Origin of the sequence: Terrabacter sp. LjRoot27, assembly GCF_964254175.1 — a bacterium.
Lineage (GTDB): Bacteria > Actinomycetota > Actinomycetes > Actinomycetales > Dermatophilaceae > Terrabacter.
On sequence record NZ_CAXUSS020000001.1, the window covers coordinates 2,517,056 to 2,532,951 of the forward strand.

Here is a 15,896-nt window from a genome sequence, read left to right on the forward strand (position 1 = left end):
AGCATGACCAACCCGAACACCCAGGCCCTCTCAGAGGCCGGCGTCTCCATCTGGCTCGACGACCTGTCCCGCGAGCTCATCGAGACGGGCAAGATCTCCGAGCTCATCGACGAGCGCAACGTCGTCGGCCTGACGTCGAACCCGTCGATCTTCCAGGCCGCCCTCTCCAAGGGTGAGCGCTACAACGACGACCTCGCCGCGCTGACGAAAGACGGCAAGGACGTCGAGGAGGTCGTCTTCGAGCTGACCACCTCCGACGTGCGCCGCGCCTCCGACCTCTTCCTCCCGATCTACGAGTCGACGAAGGGTGTCGACGGCCGCGTCTCCATCGAGGTCGACCCGCGCCTCGCCCACGAGACCGACAAGACCGTCGAGCAGGCCAAGCAGCTGTATGCCGCCGTCGACCGCCCGAACGTGCTCATCAAGATCCCCGCCACGAAGGCCGGCCTCCCGGCCATCACGGCGACCATCGCCGAGGGCATCAGCGTCAACGTCACGCTGATCTTCTCGCTCGAGCGCTACCGCGCCGTCATGAACGCCTACCTCGAGGGCCTCGAGAAGGCCCACGCCAACGGTCACGACCTCTCGACGATCCACTCCGTCGCCTCGTTCTTCGTCTCCCGCGTCGACACCGAGATCGACACGCGACTCGACGCCATCGGCACGCCCGAGGCGCGCGCCCTCAAGGGCAAGGCCGGGCTCGCCAACGCGCGCCTCGCCTACCAGGCCTTCGAGGAGGTCTTCTCGACGCCGCGCTGGGGCTCCCTGGCCGAGGCCGGCGCCAACGTGCAGCGTCCGCTCTGGGCCTCGACCGGCGTCAAGGACCCGGCCTACCCCGACACGATGTACGTCGACGAGCTCGTCGCCGCCGACGTCGTCAACACGATGCCCGGCAAGACGCTCGAGGCGACGGCCGACCACGGCGACATCCACGGCGACACGGTGACGGGCGGCTACGAGCTGGCCGCCAACGTGCTCGACGACCTCGAGCGCCTCGGCGTCTCCTACACGGAGGTCGTCGACCTGCTCGAGACCGAGGGTGTCGACAAGTTCGAGAAGGCCTGGGGCGAGCTGTTGGACGGCGTCACCGCGGAGATGGAGAAGGTGACGGCATGAGCTCGCTGTCCGTCAGCGCATCGGGAGCAGCGGCGGACGCGATCGGGAGGCACGTGCCGAGCCTCGTCGACGACTCCGTCGCGAGCCGCCTCTTCGCCAAGGACGCCACGCTGTGGGGTCCCGACGCCGAGTCCGAGTCGCGGATCCGCCTGTCGTGGGTGGGTCTCCCGCGCTCTTCGCGCCCCCTCGTCGGCGAGATCGCGGCCATGCGGGACTCCTTCGTCGAGCAGGGCCTGACCCATGTCGTGCTCTGCGGCATGGGCGGCTCGTCGCTCGCGCCCGAGGTCATCTGCGCGACGGCCGGCAAGCCGCTCGTCGTGCTCGACTCGTCCCAGCCCGACTACGTCCGTCGCGCGCTCGGCGACGACCTCGAGCACACCGTGGTCGTCGTCTCGAGCAAGTCCGGCTCCACCGTCGAGACCGACTCACAGCGCCGTGCCTACGAGCAGGCGTTCACCGACGCCGGCATCGACCCCGCGTCGCGCATCGTCGTCGTCACCGACCCGGGCAGCCCCCTCGACGAGGAGTCGCGGGCCAAGGGCTACCGGGTCGTCAACGCCGACCCGGACGTCGGTGGCCGCTACTCGGCGCTGACCGCCTTCGGCCTCGTGCCGAGCGGGCTCGCCGGTGTCGACGTCGAGGCCCTGCTCGACGAGGCCGAGTCCGTCGCCGACCTGCTGGCCGCCGACGACGACGCCAACCCGGGCCTGCGCCTCGGCGCCGCCATGGGCGGCACCGACCCGCTCCGCGACAAGCTCGTCCTCGTCGACGACGGCTCCGGCATCGTCGGGTTCGCCGACTGGGCGGAGCAGCTCATCGCCGAGTCCACCGGCAAGAACGGCACCGGCGTCCTCCCGGTCGTCGCCGGAGGCGACCAGGACCCGGAGGTCGCCTGGCCCGCTGCCGACGTCACCGTGGCGCGTCTTGTCGCCGCCGACAGCGAGGCGATCCCGTCCGACGACGTGGCCTCGGAGGTCCGCGTGGGCGGCGCCCTCGGTGCCCAGCTGCTCCTGTGGGAGGTGGCGACCGCCGTCGCCGGCCGCCTGCTCGGCATCAACCCGTTCGACCAGCCCGACGTCGAGAGCGCCAAGAAGGCAGCTCGTGCCCTGCTCGACCAGGGGACGGGCGCGAGCGCCGACCCGGCTGCCACGGTGGGTGCCATCGAGATCCGCGCGCTGGGTGGTCCGAGCGACTGGCTCGGCGACGCGCAGACCGTCCCCGCGGCCCTCGACGCCCTCTTCGCGCAGCTCGACCCGGAGCACGGCTACGTCGCCGTCATGGCCTACCTCGACCGGCTGGCCGACGCCGACCTCGCCGAGTGCCGCGTCCCGCTGGCCCGCCGCACCGAGCGTCCGACGACGTTCGGCTGGGGCCCGCGCTTCCTGCACTCGACCGGCCAGTTCCACAAGGGCGGCCCGGCCGTCGGCGTCTACCTCCAGGTGACCACGGCGCCCAAGGCGGACCTCGCGATCCCCGGACGCGAGTTCACCTTCGGTGACTTCATCGCCTCGCAGGCCGGCGGCGACGCCGCGGTCCTCGCCGACCACGGTCGCCCGGTCCTCCAGCTGCACCTGACCGACCACGACGCAGGGCTCGCGCAGCTGCGCGAGGCGCTGCTGACCGAGGGCCGCGCATGAGCCCGGCGCGCATCTCGCACGGGAACAACCCGCTGCGCACCGCCGAGGACAAGCGCATCCCCCGGATCGCCGGACCCTGCGGTCTCGTGCTGTTCGGGGTGACCGGCGACCTCGCCCGCAAGAAGCTCATGCCGGCGATCTACGACCTCGCCAACCGCGGACTGCTGCCGCCGGGCTTCTCGCTCGTCGGCTTCGCGCGGCGCGACTGGGCGACCCAGGACTTCGGCCAGGTCGTCCACGACGCCGTCAAGCAGCACGCTCGCACCCCGTTCAGCGAGGACGTCTGGCGCAACCTGTCCGAGGGATTCCGTTTCGTGCCCGGCACGTTCGATGACCCGGCGGCGTTCGACCTGCTCGCCAAGACGGTCGAGGAGCTGGACCGGGACCGCGGCACCGGCGGCAACCACGCCTTCTACCTCTCGATCCCGCCGGGTTTCTTCGCGACGGTCTGCGAGCAGCTCGAGCGCTGCGGCCTGACCACCGCCGAGGGCGACAGCTGGCGACGCGTCATCATCGAGAAGCCGTTCGGCCACGACCTCAAGAGCGCACAGCAGCTCAACGAGATCGTCGAGGGCGTCTTCCCGCCCGACTCGGTGTTCCGCATCGACCACTACCTCGGCAAGGAGACGGTCCAGAACCTCCTCGCCCTGCGCTTCGCCAACCAGCTCTTCGAGCCGGTCTGGAACGCGAACTACGTCGACCACGTGCAGATCACCATGGCCGAGGACATCGGCATCGCGGGTCGCGCGGGCTACTACGACGGCATCGGTGCGGCGCGCGACGTCATCCAGAACCACCTGCTCCAGCTCCTGGCCCTCACGGCCATGGAGGAGCCGGTCTCCTTCGACGCCAAGGACCTTCGCGCCGAGAAGGAGAAGGTGCTCTCGGCGGTCCGCCTCCCTGCGGACCTCGACAAGGGCGCCGCGCGCGGGCAGTACGCGACCGGTTGGCAGGGTGCCGAAGAGGTCGTCGGCTACCTCGACGAGGACGGCGTCGACCCGAAGTCGGTCACCGAGACCTTTGCTGCGGTGACGCTCGAGGTCGACACCCGGCGCTGGGCAGGTGTCCCGTTCTACCTGCGCACGGGCAAGCGTCTCGGCAAGCGCGTCACCGAGATCGCGGTCGTCTTCAAGCGGGCACCACACCTGCCCTTCGAGCACACCGCCACGGAGGAGCTCGGCCAGAACGCCATCGTCATCCGGGTGCAGCCCGACGAGGGTGTCACCATCCGCTTCGGCTCCAAGGTGCCGGGTGCCCAGATGGAGGTCCGCGACGTCACCATGGACTTCGGCTACGGCTCGTCGTTCACCGAGGCCTCGCCCGAGGCGTACGAACGCCTCATCCTCGACGTGCTCCTCGGCGACCCGCCGCTCTTCCCGCGGCACGAGGAGGTCGAGTCGTCCTGGCGGATCCTCGACCCGCTCATGAAGCACTGGGCCAAGGCCGGCAAGCCGGAGCAGTACCCCGCAGGCACCTGGGGTCCGCCCTCGGCGGACCACATGCTCGAACGCGACGGACGAACGTGGAGGATGCCGTGATCCGCGACCTGACCGACACCACGACGACAGGGATCAGCAAGACCCTCGTGCGCCTGCGCAACGAGGTCGGCGCCCTGGCGCTGGGGCGGGTGTTGACGCTCGTCGTCGTCGTCGAGGACACCGACGCCGGGCACGCCATCGAGGTGGCCAACCAGGCGAGCCGCCAGCACCCCTGCCGCATCGTCGTCGTGATCCCCGGCGACCGACGAGGCAAGAACCGCCTCGACGCGCAGATCCGCCTCGGCGGTGACGCGGGTGCGAGCGAGATCGTCGTGCTGCGGCTGTACGGCGCACTCGCGAACCACGGGCCCAGCGTCGTCGTGCCGCTGCTGCTGCCGGACTCCCCCATCGTGGCGTGGTGGCCCGGCCAGGCTCCCGCCGACGTCGCCAAGGATCCCATCGGTGCGATGGCCCAACGCCGGATCACCGACGCCGCCGAGCACCACAACCCGCGGCTCATGCTCAAGAAGCGCGCGGCCAACTACGCGCCGGGCGACACCGATCTCGCGTGGACCCGCCTGACCCGCTGGCGCGGCCTGCTCGCAGCCGCCCTCGACCAGCCGCCCTACGAACCGATCACCGGCGCCGTCGTCAGCGGTGCGCCCGACTCCCCGTCGTCGGACCTCCTCGCGGGCTGGCTCTCACGCCGGCTCAAGGTGCCCGTGCACCGGGTGTCGACGCCACGTGGCTCGGGGATCAGCTCGGTGCGGCTGGAGCGCAAGAGCGGTCCGATCGACCTCGTGCGACCCGGCGACGACGTCGCCACCCTCTCGCAGACAGGTCAGCCAGACCGGCGGATCAGCCTGCCCCGACGCGAGCTGCCCGAGTGCCTGGCCGACGAGCTGCGACGCCTCGACCCCGACGACGCCTACGAGGACTCGCTCCTGCACGGCATCCCGGCGCTCCAGCCGGTGCGTCTCACCGCAGCCGCCGCGGCCAAGGTCGGCAAGGCTCCGGACCCTGCGGAGTCCCGCCGCCTCGCGGCTCGCCTGGGCCGTGACGAGTCGGCGCAGGAGGCGAGCGCGATGATCACGGCTCCCCCGGCGCCCGAGCACGCCGAGACCGCCGACGTGCACGCGGCCACCGCGCGCAAGCTCGCCGGCAAGCGGACGCCCCGCGAGAAGCAGGCCGCCAAGAACCGCAAGACGTCGACGGGGACCGAGACGGCGTCCACGGGCACGGCAGCGACGAAGCGGGCGCCGGCCAAGCGGGCGACCACCAAGCGGGCGACGACCAAGGCGGCATCGACGACGACCACGCGGACCGCGGCGAAGAAGACTGCCGCGAAGACGGGTGGCGCCGCCAAGAGCACGACGAAGAAGACCGCGTCGCGCACCACGGCCGGCACCCGCAAGGCCACGGCCCGCAAGGCGGCGACGAAGACCGCCGCCAAGAGCACGGCGAAGAGCACGGCGAAGAGCACGACGAAGAGCACGGCGAAGTCGGCGAGCAGGACGGCGACCTCGTGACCGCCGAGCCCCGCCTCGTCGTCCATCCGGACAAGCAGTCCCTGGCCGACGCCGCAGCCGCCCGGTTCGTCACCGCGCTCCTCGATGCCCAGACCCGCAACCCCGAGGCCCAGGTGGCGCTCACCGGGGGGTCCATGGGCTCGGCGATCATCGCCTCCGTCCTGACGACGCCGGGTCGCTCGGCCGTCGACTGGTCACGGGTGCGGGTCTGGTGGGGCGACGAGCGCTACCTGCCGGCGGGTGACCCCGACCGCAACGACACCCAGAACGACGAGGCCGGGCTCAGCGCGCTGGGGCTCGACCCGGCCAAGGTGCACCGGGTGGCCGGCCCCGACGCGTCGGAGAGCGCCGAGGCCAGCGCCGAGGCGTACGCCCGCACCATCCGCGAGCACGGCCAGAAGGCGTGGGACGTCGTGCTCTTCGGCGTCGGCCCGGACGGTCACGTCGCCTCGCTCTTCCCGCACCACCCCGCTCAGAGGGTCACCGACGCCATCGCGGTCGCCGTGCACGACTCGCCGAAGCCCCCACCGGACCGCGTCAGCCTCACCTTCGAGTGCTTCGAACGCTCCCACGAGGTGTGGTTCCTCGTCTCCGGGGGCGACAAGGCCGACGCGGTCAAGGCCGCGCTCGACCCCGCTGCGGACCGATGGGACGTCCCGGCGTCCGGACCCGCGGGCACCGAGGCGACGCTGTGGCTCGTCGACGCCGACGCGGCCTCGGCCCTCGGCTGACCGACGCGGCCGGCAGCGCCGCCCACCGGACGGCATACACCCGCTGACCGCACGCGCCGGCAGACGGCACACACGACGAAGGGCCCGGGAGGATCTCCCGGGCCCTTCGTCGTCAGGTCACCCGCAGGGCGACCCGTGAGGTCACTGGATGAGGCCGCGCTCGCGCAGCGTGCTGAGGGCCTCGTCGAGGATGGCGGCGCCGTCGGCGTCGCTGCGACGCTCCTTCACGTAGGCGAGGTGCGTCTTGTAGGGCTCGACCTTCGGCGGAGCCGGAGGGTTCTCCTTGTCCTGGCCGGCCGGGAAGCCGCAGCGCGGGCAGTCCCACGTCTCGGGCAGCACCATGCCGGGCTCCTCGGCGAAGCTCGGACGCGTCTCGTGCCCGTTGGAGCACCAGTAGGAGATGTGGACGCGAGGGGCGGCGTCGCCGCGCTCGGCCTCGCCCATCGGGCCGGCGCCGACCCGGCTTCCACGAATGGCGTTACCGCTGGCCATCTGTTCCTTCTCTCAGCTCGCGAAACGGGCCAGCAGGCCCAGACCGATGATCGCCGTCGCCCACACGAGCGCCACGGCCACCGTGAAGCGGTCGAGGTTGCGCTCGGCGACCGAAGAGCCACCGAGCGACGTGGACATGCCCCCGCCGAACATGTCGGACAGCCCGCCACCCTTGCCCTTGTGCAGCAGGATGAAGAGGGTCAGGACCATGCTGGACAGCACCAGCAGGACCTGAAGCACGATGCGAACCGCATCCACGTGGTCACTCCAAATCGTCGGGATCTCGGGGTCGTCGGGCCGGACGGCCACTCCCCCGCGTGTTCCGGGGCTCGGGCAAGGATACCTGCCCGAGTGCCCATCGGCCGAACGGCCCCGTCGGAGTCCGTGGGAGTCCGTCGAAGTGCGCCCGGCCGACGGGAACGGGTCAGGACGTGCCGACGTGGTCGCGGTAGCGACAGATCGACGCGAACTCCGTCGGGTCGATCGACGCGCCGCCCACGAGGGCGCCGTCGACGTCCTCCTGGGCCATGATCGCTGCGACGTTGCCCGACTTGACGCTGCCGCCGTAGAGGACGCGTACGCCGTCGGCGACGTCGCCGCTGTAGAGCTCGGCGAGCAGCGTGCGGATGGCCGCGCAGACCTCCTGCGCGTCGTCGGGGGTCGCCACCTCGCCGGTGCCGATGGCCCAGATCGGCTCGTAGGCGATGACGACCGAGGCAGCCTGCTCCTTGGTCACCCCGTCGAGGTTCTCGCGCAGCTGGGCGACGACGTGCTCGACCTGGCGGCCCTCCTTGCGCACGTCGAGCGCCTCGCCGCAGCACAGGATCGGCGTCAGGCCGTGGGTGTAGGCCGCCTTGACCTTGGCGTTCACGACGGCGTCGGTCTCGCCGTGGCCCTCACGCCGCTCGCTGTGCCCGACGACGACGTACGTGCAGCCGAGCTTGGCGAGGAAGGCGCCGGAGATGTCACCGGTGTAGGCACCCGAGGTGTGCGGCGACAGGTCCTGCGCGCCGTACCTGAGGTCGAGCTTGTCGCCCTCGACGAGCGTCTGCACGGAGCGCAGGTCGGTGAAGGGCGGCAGCACCGCGACCTCGACGGCCGCGTGGTCGTGCTTCGCGTCGCGCAGTGTCCAGTCGAGCTTCTGCACGAGGTGCGTCGCCTGGAGGTGGTCGAGGTTCATCTTCCAGTTGCCGGCCATGAGCGGCACGCGCCCGACCGGCTTGGTGTCCTTGGCCATCAGGCGTCGCCCTCCTCGAGCACGGTGAGTCCGGGCAGCTCCTTGCCCTCGAGGTACTCGAGGCTGGCACCGCCACCGGTGGAGATGTGGCCGAAGTCGGAGTCGGCGAAGCCGAGCTGGCGCACCGCGGCCGCGGAGTCGCCGCCCCCGACGACGGTGAGCGCCCCCTGGGCGGTGATGTCGACGAGCGCCTGGGCCAGGGCTTTGGTGCCGGCGGCGTAGGGCTCCATCTCGAAGGCACCCATCGGGCCGTTCCAGAAGACCGTGCGGCAGTCGGCGAGCTTCTCGGCGAAGAGCGCGCTCGACGCGGGGCCGATGTCGAGACCCATCCGGTCGGCCGGGATGGCGTCGGCCGCGACGACCTCGTGGGCGGCGTCGGCGCTGAACGCGTCGGCCGCGACGACGTCGACGGGCAGGACGATCTCGACGCCCTCCTTCTCGGCTCGGTCGAGGTAGCCCTTGACCGTGTCGATCTGGTCAGCCTCGAGCAGGCTCTTGCCGACCTCGTGGCCCTGGGCGGCGAGGAAGGTGAAGACCATGCCGCCGCCGATGAGGAGACGGTCCGCCGTGCCGAGGAGGTTGCCGATGACGCCGAGCTTGTCGGAGACCTTCGCGCCGCCGAGGACGACGGCATACGGCCGCTCGGGGTCGCGGGTCAGGCGACGCAGCACGTCGACCTCGGTCGAGACGAGGTCGCCCGTGGCGTGCGGCAGCAGGCGCGCGACGTCGTAGACGGATGCCTGCTTGCGGTGCACGACCCCGAAGCCGTCGGAGACGAAGACGTCTGCGAGAGCGGCGAGCTCGCGCGCGAACTCGGCACGCTCGTCGTCGCTCTTGGCCGTCTCACCGGCGTTGAAGCGGAGGTTCTCGAGGAGCAGGACCTGCCCGTCCTCGAGCGCGGCCGCCTTGGCCTTGGCGTCGTCACCGACGGTGTCGTGGGCGAAGACGACGTCGCGGCCGAGCACCTCGCTCAGGCGCTTCGCGACGGGAGCGAGGGAGTACCTGGCCTCGGGGGCGCCCTTGGGGCGTCCGAGGTGGGCGCAGACGATGACGCGGGCGCCGGCGTCGGCCAGGCCCTTGATCGTCGGGGCCGAGGCGCGGATGCGGCCGTCGTCGGTGATCGTCGAGCCGTCGAGCGGCACGTTGAGGTCGGACCGGACGAGGACGCGCTTGCCGCGCAGATCCCCGAGGTCGCTGGTGGTCTTCACGCGGGATGCCTCTTCGTCAGTTGGGAATGGGGCGGGCACGGATGACAAGGGTGCGGCCACCGCCCGGGGTGCTCATGAGAGCACCGAGGGCGGTGGCCGTGTGGCTCAGAGGGACTTGCCGACGAGCGCGACGAGGTCGACGAGGCGGTTGGAGTAGCCCCACTCGTTGTCGTACCAGCCGACGACCTTGACCTGGTTGCCGATGACCTTGGTGAGGCCGGCGTCGAAGATGCACGAGGCGGGGTCGGTCTCGATGTCCTTGGAGACGATCTCGTCCTCGGTGTAGACGAGGAAGCCCTTCATCGGGCCCTCGGCGGCGGCCTTGACGGCGGCGTTGACCTCTTCGACGGTCGTCTCGCGACCGGCCTCGAACGTCAGGTCGGTGGCCGAACCGGTCGGGACCGGGACGCGGAGCGCGTAGCCGTCGAGCTTGCCCTTGAGCTCGGGCAGCACGAGCGCGACGGCCTTGGCGGCGCCGGTCGTGGTCGGGACGATGTTGAGGGCGGCGGCGCGGGCCCGGCGGAGGTCCTTGTGCGGCGCGTCCTGGAGGTTCTGGTCCTGCGTGTAGGCGTGGATGGTCGTCATGAGCCCCTTGACGATGCCGAACTCGTCGTTGAGGGCCTTGGCCATCGGCGCGAGGCAGTTCGTCGTGCAGGACGCGTTGGAGATCACCGTGTGGGCGGCCGGGTCGTACAGCTCGTGGTTGACGCCCATCACGATCGTGATGTCCTCGTTCTTGGCCGGTGCCGAGATGATGACCTTCTTGGCCCCACCGTCGATGTGGGCCTTGGCCTTCTGGGCGTCGGTGAAGAAGCCGGTGGACTCGACGATGATGTCGGCGCCGACGCCGGCCCAGTCGATGTTGGCGGGGTCGCGCTCCTCGAAGACACGGATGGCCTTGCCGTCGACGATGATCGACGTGTCGTCGTAGCTGACCTCACCGGGGAAACGGCCCAGGATCGAGTCGTACTTGAGCAGGTGGGCGAGGGTCTTGTTGTCCATGAGGTCGTTGGTTGCCACGACCTCGATGTCGGCTCCGGACGCCACGATGGCGCGGAAGAAGTTGCGGCCGATGCGGCCAAAGCCGTTGATACCAACGCGAACGGTCACTGCTGTGCACCTCTTCGGTGAGACTGTGTGTCGGACGAAAATGCCGGACCTCGGACCGCCCCGTTGCGACCTCGATCACACCACACCCTAGTGCGTCGCCTCCGACGCCGAAGCGGCAGTCTCAGCGCTTGGTGAGCACGCGCTCAGCACGCGCCACCCCGGCGGGCAGGCCCCGACCACCCACGTGGACGGGCGCGCTCAGCTCTCGAGCATGTCGGGCGTGAGGTTGGCGTCGGTGCCTGCGACGCCGAGCTCCTCGGCCCGCTTGTCGGCCATGGCGAGCAGGCGGCGGATGCGCCCGGCCACGGCGTCCTTCGTCATCGGCGGCTTGGCCAGCTGGCCGAGCTCCTCGAGGCTCGCCTGCTTGTGCTCGAGGCGCAGCACCCCGGCCTCGCGCAGGTGGTCGGGGACGTCCTCGCCGAGCAGCTCCATCGCGCGCTCGACCCGGGCTCCGGCCGCGACGGCGGCGCGCGCCGAGCGGCGCAGGTTGGCGTCGTCGAAGTTGGCCAGTCGGTTGGCGGTGGCCCGCACCTCGCGACGCATCCGCCGCTCCTCCCACGCCATGACGGCGTCATGGGCGCCGAGACGGGTCAGCATCGCGCCGATGGCGTCGCCGTCGCGGATGACGACGCGGTCGACGCCGCGGACCTCGCGGGCCTTGGCCTGGATGCCGAGCCGACGGGCAGCGCCGACGAGGGCCAGTGCGGCCTCGGGCCCGGGGCAGGTCACCTCGAGCGCGGACGAGCGGCCGGGCTCGGTCAGCGAGCCGTGGGCGAGGAACGCACCCCGCCAGGCCGCCTCGGAGTCGCACGTCGCGGCGCTGACGACCTTGGGCGGCAGTCCGCGGACGGGACGGCCACGGGTGTCGATGAGCCCCGTCTGCCGAGCGAGCGTCGCGCCCTCCTCGACGACCCGGACGACGTAGCGCGAGCCACGACGCAGGCCGCCGGCCGCGAGGACGAGCACGTCACTCTTGTGGCCGTAGACCTCGGCGATGTTGCGGCGCAGGCGGCGTGCGGCGTTCGCGGTGTCGAGCTCTGCCTCGACGACGATCTGTCCCCCGATGATGTGCAGGCCGCCGGCGAAGCGGAGCATCGTCGAGACCTCGGCCTTGCGACAGCAGGGTTTGGTCACCTCGAGGCGTGAGAGCTCGTCCTTCACCTTCGCTGTCATGGCCATGGGCGACATCCTGCCACCCTGATCAAGCACCCTCGTGCGGGAGCCCCGGCCCTCTCGGTGAGCGGCGTCGCCGCGCGCTCAGGAGATGACGTCACGCAGCGCCGCCGCGAGCCGCAGCGGGTCGTGCACCCCGGGCTCTCCCCGGGCCGCCACGGGCGCGACGACGAGCTCGGCCCCGAGCTCGGCCGCGGCCGCGCGCAGGGACGCGTCGTCGGGCACGACGCTCGGGTCGGCGAGGACGACGTCGAGCCGGAGGTCGGGGGCGTTGGCGGCGAAGGAGGCGAGGTGGTCCTCGGCGCGGAAGTCGCGGGTCTCCCCCTTGTGCACCTCGAGGTTGAGGTTGAGCAGTCGTTTGGCCGGCGTCGAGACCAGGGCGTCGACGAGGTCGGGCACGAGCAGGTGCGGCATGACGGACGTGAACCACGACCCGGGGCCGAGCGTCACCCAGTCGGCGTCGCGGACTGCTGAGAGCGCCTCGTGGCAGGGCTCCGGGCAGGTCGGCACGATGCCGATGGACGACACGATGCCCGGCGACGACGCGACGCGGTGCTGCCCGCGCACGTCGACGGTGGCGTCGGGGTGGGCGGGGTCGTGGCCGCGGATCTCGGCCACGATCTCGAGCGGCTCGGCCGCCATCGGGAGCACCCGGCCCCGCGCGCCGAGCAGGCGCCCCACGAGGTCGAGGCCCTGCACCGTGTCGCCGAGCAGCTCCCAGATCGAGACGATCATGAGGTTGCCGAGGGCGTGGCCCCGGAGGTCGCCGGTGCCGGCGAAGCGGTGCTGGAGCACGTCACGCCAGGTGTGGCCCCAGTCGCTGTCGTCGCAGAGCGCCGACAGCGCCATCCGCAGGTCGCCGGGAGGCAGCACGTCGAACTCCTCGCGCAGCCTCCCGCTCGACCCACCGTCGTCGGCGACCGTGACGACGGCGGTGACGTTGTCGGTGAGCAGCCGCAGCGCGGTCAGCGCCGCTGCCAGGCCGTGGCCACCGCCGAGCGCGACGATGCGCCGGTGGTGCGACGAGCCGAGGGGCAGTCTCTGGGTCGTCACCGCGGTCGTCCCGGTCACTCCCGACCCAGGTCGCGGTGGACGACGAACGTGTCGACGCGGTCGCGGCCGCCGAGCCGCTGGCTCAGCGCCTCGGCGATGGCGACGGAGCGGTGCTTGCCGCCGGTGCAGCCGACGGCCACCGTGACGTAGCGGCGCCCCTCTCGGACGTAGCCGTCGATCATCGTGTCGAGCAGGTCGCCGGAGCGGTCGAGGAACTCGTCGGCGCCCTCCTGCCTCATGACGAACTCGCTGACGGGAGTGTCGCGCCCGGTCAGCGACCGCAGCTCGGGCACCCAGTACGGGTTGGGCAGGAAGCGCATGTCGAAGACGACGTCGGCGTCGAGCGGCAGGCCGTACTTGAAGCCGAACGACATGACGGCGATGCGCAGCTGCACACGTCGGTCGCCCGCGAAGAGCGAGGAGAGCTTGGCGCTCAGCTGGTGGACGTTGAGGCCCGAGCTGTCGATGACGACGTCGGCCGACGAGCGCAGGTCGAGGAGCAGCTCGCGCTCGCGCTGGATGCCGTCGAGGAGGCGGCCGTCGCCCTGGAGCGGGTGCGGCCGGCGCACGCTCTCGAAGCGGCGCACGAGCGCCTCGTCGGTGGCGTCGAGGAAGACGAGGCTGGGACGCTCGCCGCGCTCGCGGGCCGCGCCGATGGCGCCCTCGAGCTGGGCGAACCAGCCGCGTGAGCGCACGTCGACGACGACCGCGACCTGCTGGAGGTGGGCCTCCGGGTGCTGGGCGCGGGCCTCGTCGCGCAGCTCCGCGAGGTGGGTGAGCAGCTGGGGCGGCAGGTTGTCGACGACGAGCCAGCCGAGGTCCTCGAGGACGTTGGCGGTCGTGCTGCGTCCGGCCCCGCTCATCCCGGTGACGATGACGATCGGAGCATCGGCCAAGGGCGTCTGCGGTGTGCGCCTGGTGTCGGCGGTCATTCGAGCACTTCTCCCGTCGTGAGGTTCACGGCTGGCTCCTGGGGTGCTCCCTCAGCCAAGTGGTTGACGACGGCCGAGGCAAGCGACCGGCCGAAGCCGGGTACGGCCATGATGTCCGTTGTGTCCGCCGCGCGAAGGCGTTTGACCGAACCGAAGTGGCGCAGCAGCGCCTTCTGACGGCTCGCGCCGAGCCCGGGTATGCCGTCCAGCTGGGACGTCGTCATCGCCTTGGACCGTCGCTGGCGGTGGAACGTGATCGCGAAGCGGTGCGCCTCGTCGCGCAGCCGCTGGAGCAGGTAGAGCCCCTCGCTCGTGCGGGGCAGGATGACCGGGTGGTCGTCCCGAGGGACCCACACCTCCTCGAGGCGCTTGGCGAGCCCGACGAGCGCGACCTCCTCGATGCCGAGCTCGTCGAGCACGGCCTGGGCGGCGTTGACCTGCGGCAGGCCGCCGTCGACGACGACGAGGCTGGGCGGGTAGGCGAACCGCCGCGGGCGTCCGGTCTCGGGGTCGATCGGGCCGGAGACGGACGGCTCGTCGTCGTCACCGGACGACTCGGCGCCGGTGGACCGGTCCGGGCTGTTGGGGCTGTCGGCCGATCCGCCGACGACCCCGGTGGACAGGTCGAGGTCGCCCGCACCCTCGGCGTCCTCGAGGTAGCGCCGGAACCGGCGGGTCAGCACCTCGCGCATCGCGGCGGTGTCGTCGACGGTGGCGGGCTCGCCGCCGTCCTCGGTGGCCGCGCCACGGACGATGAAGCGGCGGTACTCGCTCTTGCGCGCGAGGCCGTCCTCGAAGACGACCATCGACGCGACGACGTTGGTGCCCTGGACGTGGCTGACGTCGTAGCACTCGATGCGCAGTGGCGCGTCGTCGAGGCCGAGGTAGTCCTGCAGCTCCTGCAGGGCCTTGCTGCGCAGCGTGAGGTCCCCGGCGCGGGCCACCTTGTGCCGGGCCAGGGACTGCTCGGCGTTGCGCCGGACGGTCTCCATCAGCGTGCGCTTGTCGCCCCGCTGCGGGACGCGGACGCTGACGGCCGAGCCGCGCACCGACGAGAGCCACTCGGTGACGGCCTCGACGTCGGCGGGGTCGGTCGGGACGAGCACCTCGCGCGGGATCGCGTCGCGCTCGGCGTCGCCGTAGACCTGCAGGAGCAGGTGCTCGACGAGGGTCGGGAGGTCCTCGCTCTCCTTCTCCACGACCCAGCCGCGCTGGCCGCGGATGCGCCCGCCGCGGACGTGGAAGACCTGCACGGCGGCCTCGAGGTCGTCGTCGGCGAGGGCGAAGACGTCGGCGTCGGTGGCGTCACCGAGGACGACGGCCTGCTTCTCGAGCGCCTTGGTCAGGGCCCCGATGTCGTCGCGCAGACGGGCGGCCTGCTCGAAGTCGAGCTCGGCGGCCGCCTCCTTCATCCGCGTCTCGAGGCGCTTGGCGAAGCGTGTCGTGTTGCCGGCCATGAAGTCGCAGAAGTCCTCGGCGATGGCCCGGTGCTCCTCGGGGGTGACCCGGCCGACGCACGGGGCGGAGCACTTGTCGATGTAGCCGAGCAGGCACGGGCGGCCGCTCGCCGTGGCGCGCTTGAAGACACCGGATGAGCAGGTGCGGATCGGGAAGACGCGGAGCAGCAGGTCGAGGGTCTCGCGGATGGCCCACGCGTGGCCGTAGGGCCCGAAGTAGCGGGTGCCCTTGCGCTTGGCGCCGCGCATGACCTGGGCGCGCGGGAACTCCTCGCCCATCGTGACGGCGAGGAAGGGGTAGGACTTGTCGTCGCGGTACTTGACGTTGAAGCGCGGGTCGAACTCCTTGATCCAGGAGTACTCGAGCTGCAGCGCCTCGACCTCGGTGCGCACGACGGTCCACTCGACCGAGCTCGCCGTCGTGACCATCGTCGCGGTGCGCGGGTGCAGCGCCGTGATGTCCTGGAAGTACGACGACAGCCGCGGGCGCAGCGACTTGGCCTTGCCGACGTAGATGACCCGGCCGTGCGCGTCGCGGAAACGGTAGACGCCCGGGTCGGTCGGGATCTCCCCCGGCTTCGGTCGGTAGGTCGTCGGGTCCGCCACGTTCCCACCCTATGTCGGGCCACCGACGTCGCCGCAGGGCGTCCTCGCGTATGCCGTGTGGCCGCGGGCGCAGGGCCGCCGGGTGGGCGTCCGGCGGGGGACGCACGACGCCCGGCCGGCGCCGAGGAGGCGCCGAC

Annotated in this window: 14 protein-coding genes; 5 read left to right on the forward strand and 9 right to left on the reverse strand. The window is 71.6% G+C overall.

All coding sequences use genetic code 11. The annotated features are described in order from the left end of the window. Nucleotides 1-3 precede the first annotated feature (3 nt). Genes tal through pgl form a run of 5 tightly spaced genes read left to right on the forward strand, consistent with a single transcriptional unit; the run spans nt 4 to nt 6,491 of the window. Nucleotides 4-1,116 (forward strand): transaldolase, encoded by a 1,113-nt coding sequence (gene tal, locus ACSQ2D_RS11835; RefSeq protein ID WP_435986142.1) that lies wholly within the window; start codon nt 4-6, stop codon nt 1,114-1,116. Beyond that, on the forward strand, nt 1,113-2,753 hold the full coding sequence (locus ACSQ2D_RS11840) for a glucose-6-phosphate isomerase (protein ID WP_435986143.1): 1,641 nt from the start codon (nt 1,113-1,115) through the stop codon (nt 2,751-2,753). The genes tal and ACSQ2D_RS11840 overlap by 4 nt, the downstream gene beginning before the upstream one ends. Next, entirely contained in the window at nt 2,750-4,291 is a 1,542-nt protein-coding gene (zwf, locus tag ACSQ2D_RS11845; protein ID WP_435986144.1) for a glucose-6-phosphate dehydrogenase, read from the forward strand. Before ACSQ2D_RS11840 ends, zwf begins: the two co-directional genes overlap by 4 nt. Continuing rightward, complete coding sequence (opcA, locus tag ACSQ2D_RS11850) at nt 4,288-5,760, forward strand: glucose-6-phosphate dehydrogenase assembly protein OpcA (RefSeq protein ID WP_435986145.1); 1,473 nt, start codon at nt 4,288-4,290, stop codon at nt 5,758-5,760. The genes zwf and opcA overlap by 4 nt, the downstream gene beginning before the upstream one ends. Next, nucleotides 5,757-6,491 carry a 6-phosphogluconolactonase gene (gene pgl / locus ACSQ2D_RS11855; RefSeq protein ID WP_435986146.1) on the forward strand — a complete coding sequence of 245 codons (735 nt, stop codon included), beginning with the start codon at nt 5,757-5,759 and terminating at the stop codon, nt 6,489-6,491. The genes opcA and pgl overlap by 4 nt, the downstream gene beginning before the upstream one ends. A 141-nt stretch (nt 6,492-6,632) precedes the next feature. Here the strand turns inward: pgl and ACSQ2D_RS11860 are convergent, their stop codons facing one another. The 9 genes from ACSQ2D_RS11860 to uvrC form a co-directional block, all read right to left on the reverse strand. Next, nucleotides 6,633-6,983, reverse strand: coding sequence for an RNA polymerase-binding protein RbpA (locus ACSQ2D_RS11860; protein ID WP_082081065.1), 351 nt, complete (start codon nt 6,981-6,983; stop codon nt 6,633-6,635). A gap of 12 nt (nt 6,984-6,995) precedes the next feature. Further along, entirely contained in the window at nt 6,996-7,241 is a 246-nt protein-coding gene (gene secG / locus ACSQ2D_RS11865; RefSeq protein ID WP_020144105.1) for a preprotein translocase subunit SecG, read from the reverse strand. Between the two features lie 166 nt (nt 7,242-7,407). Continuing rightward, the gene (tpiA, locus tag ACSQ2D_RS11870) at nt 7,408-8,220 is read right to left on the reverse strand and encodes a triose-phosphate isomerase (RefSeq protein ID WP_435986147.1); all 813 of its coding nucleotides are present in this window, start codon (nt 8,218-8,220) and stop codon (nt 7,408-7,410) included. Continuing rightward, nucleotides 8,220-9,428 carry a phosphoglycerate kinase gene (locus ACSQ2D_RS11875; RefSeq protein WP_435986148.1) on the reverse strand — a complete coding sequence of 403 codons (1,209 nt, stop codon included), beginning with the start codon at nt 9,426-9,428 and terminating at the stop codon, nt 8,220-8,222. The genes tpiA and ACSQ2D_RS11875 overlap by 1 nt, the downstream gene beginning before the upstream one ends. A 105-nt stretch (nt 9,429-9,533) precedes the next feature. Next, the gene (gene gap, locus ACSQ2D_RS11880; RefSeq protein ID WP_435986149.1) at nt 9,534-10,538 is read right to left on the reverse strand and encodes a type I glyceraldehyde-3-phosphate dehydrogenase; all 1,005 of its coding nucleotides are present in this window, start codon (nt 10,536-10,538) and stop codon (nt 9,534-9,536) included. 198 nt (nt 10,539-10,736) lie between these two features. After that, nucleotides 10,737-11,717, reverse strand: a complete 981-nt coding sequence (gene whiA, locus ACSQ2D_RS11885) for a DNA-binding protein WhiA (protein WP_435986150.1) — start codon at nt 11,715-11,717, stop codon at nt 10,737-10,739. Between the two features lie 78 nt (nt 11,718-11,795). Then, nucleotides 11,796-12,764 (reverse strand): gluconeogenesis factor YvcK family protein, encoded by a 969-nt coding sequence (locus tag ACSQ2D_RS11890; protein ID WP_435986151.1) that lies wholly within the window; start codon nt 12,762-12,764, stop codon nt 11,796-11,798. Between the two features lie 14 nt (nt 12,765-12,778). Beyond that, a complete protein-coding gene (gene rapZ / locus ACSQ2D_RS11895; RefSeq protein WP_435986152.1) occupies nt 12,779-13,696 on the reverse strand; it encodes an RNase adapter RapZ in 918 nt (305 codons plus the stop codon). After that, the gene (gene uvrC, locus ACSQ2D_RS11900; protein WP_435986153.1) at nt 13,693-15,759 is read right to left on the reverse strand and encodes an excinuclease ABC subunit UvrC; all 2,067 of its coding nucleotides are present in this window, start codon (nt 15,757-15,759) and stop codon (nt 13,693-13,695) included. Before uvrC ends, rapZ begins: the two co-directional genes overlap by 4 nt. Between the last annotated feature and the right edge of the window lie 137 nt (nt 15,760-15,896).

Bases quoted from the DNA above. Each gene is read 5' to 3' on its own strand.
- tal (WP_435986142.1), top strand. From the start codon at position 4: ATGACCAACCCGAACACCCAGGCCCTCTCAGAGGCCGGCGTCTCCATC.
- ACSQ2D_RS11840 (WP_435986143.1), top strand. From the start codon at position 1,113: ATGAGCTCGCTGTCCGTCAGCGCATCGGGAGCAGCGGCGGACGCGATC.
- zwf (WP_435986144.1), top strand. From the start codon at position 2,750: ATGAGCCCGGCGCGCATCTCGCACGGGAACAACCCGCTGCGCACCGCC.
- ACSQ2D_RS11860 (WP_082081065.1), bottom strand. From the start codon at position 6,983: ATGGCCAGCGGTAACGCCATTCGTGGAAGCCGGGTCGGCGCCGGCCCG.
- tpiA (WP_435986147.1), bottom strand. From the start codon at position 8,220: ATGGCCAAGGACACCAAGCCGGTCGGGCGCGTGCCGCTCATGGCCGGC.
- whiA (WP_435986150.1), bottom strand. From the start codon at position 11,717: ATGGCCATGACAGCGAAGGTGAAGGACGAGCTCTCACGCCTCGAGGTG.
- rapZ (WP_435986152.1), bottom strand. From the start codon at position 13,696: ATGACCGCCGACACCAGGCGCACACCGCAGACGCCCTTGGCCGATGCT.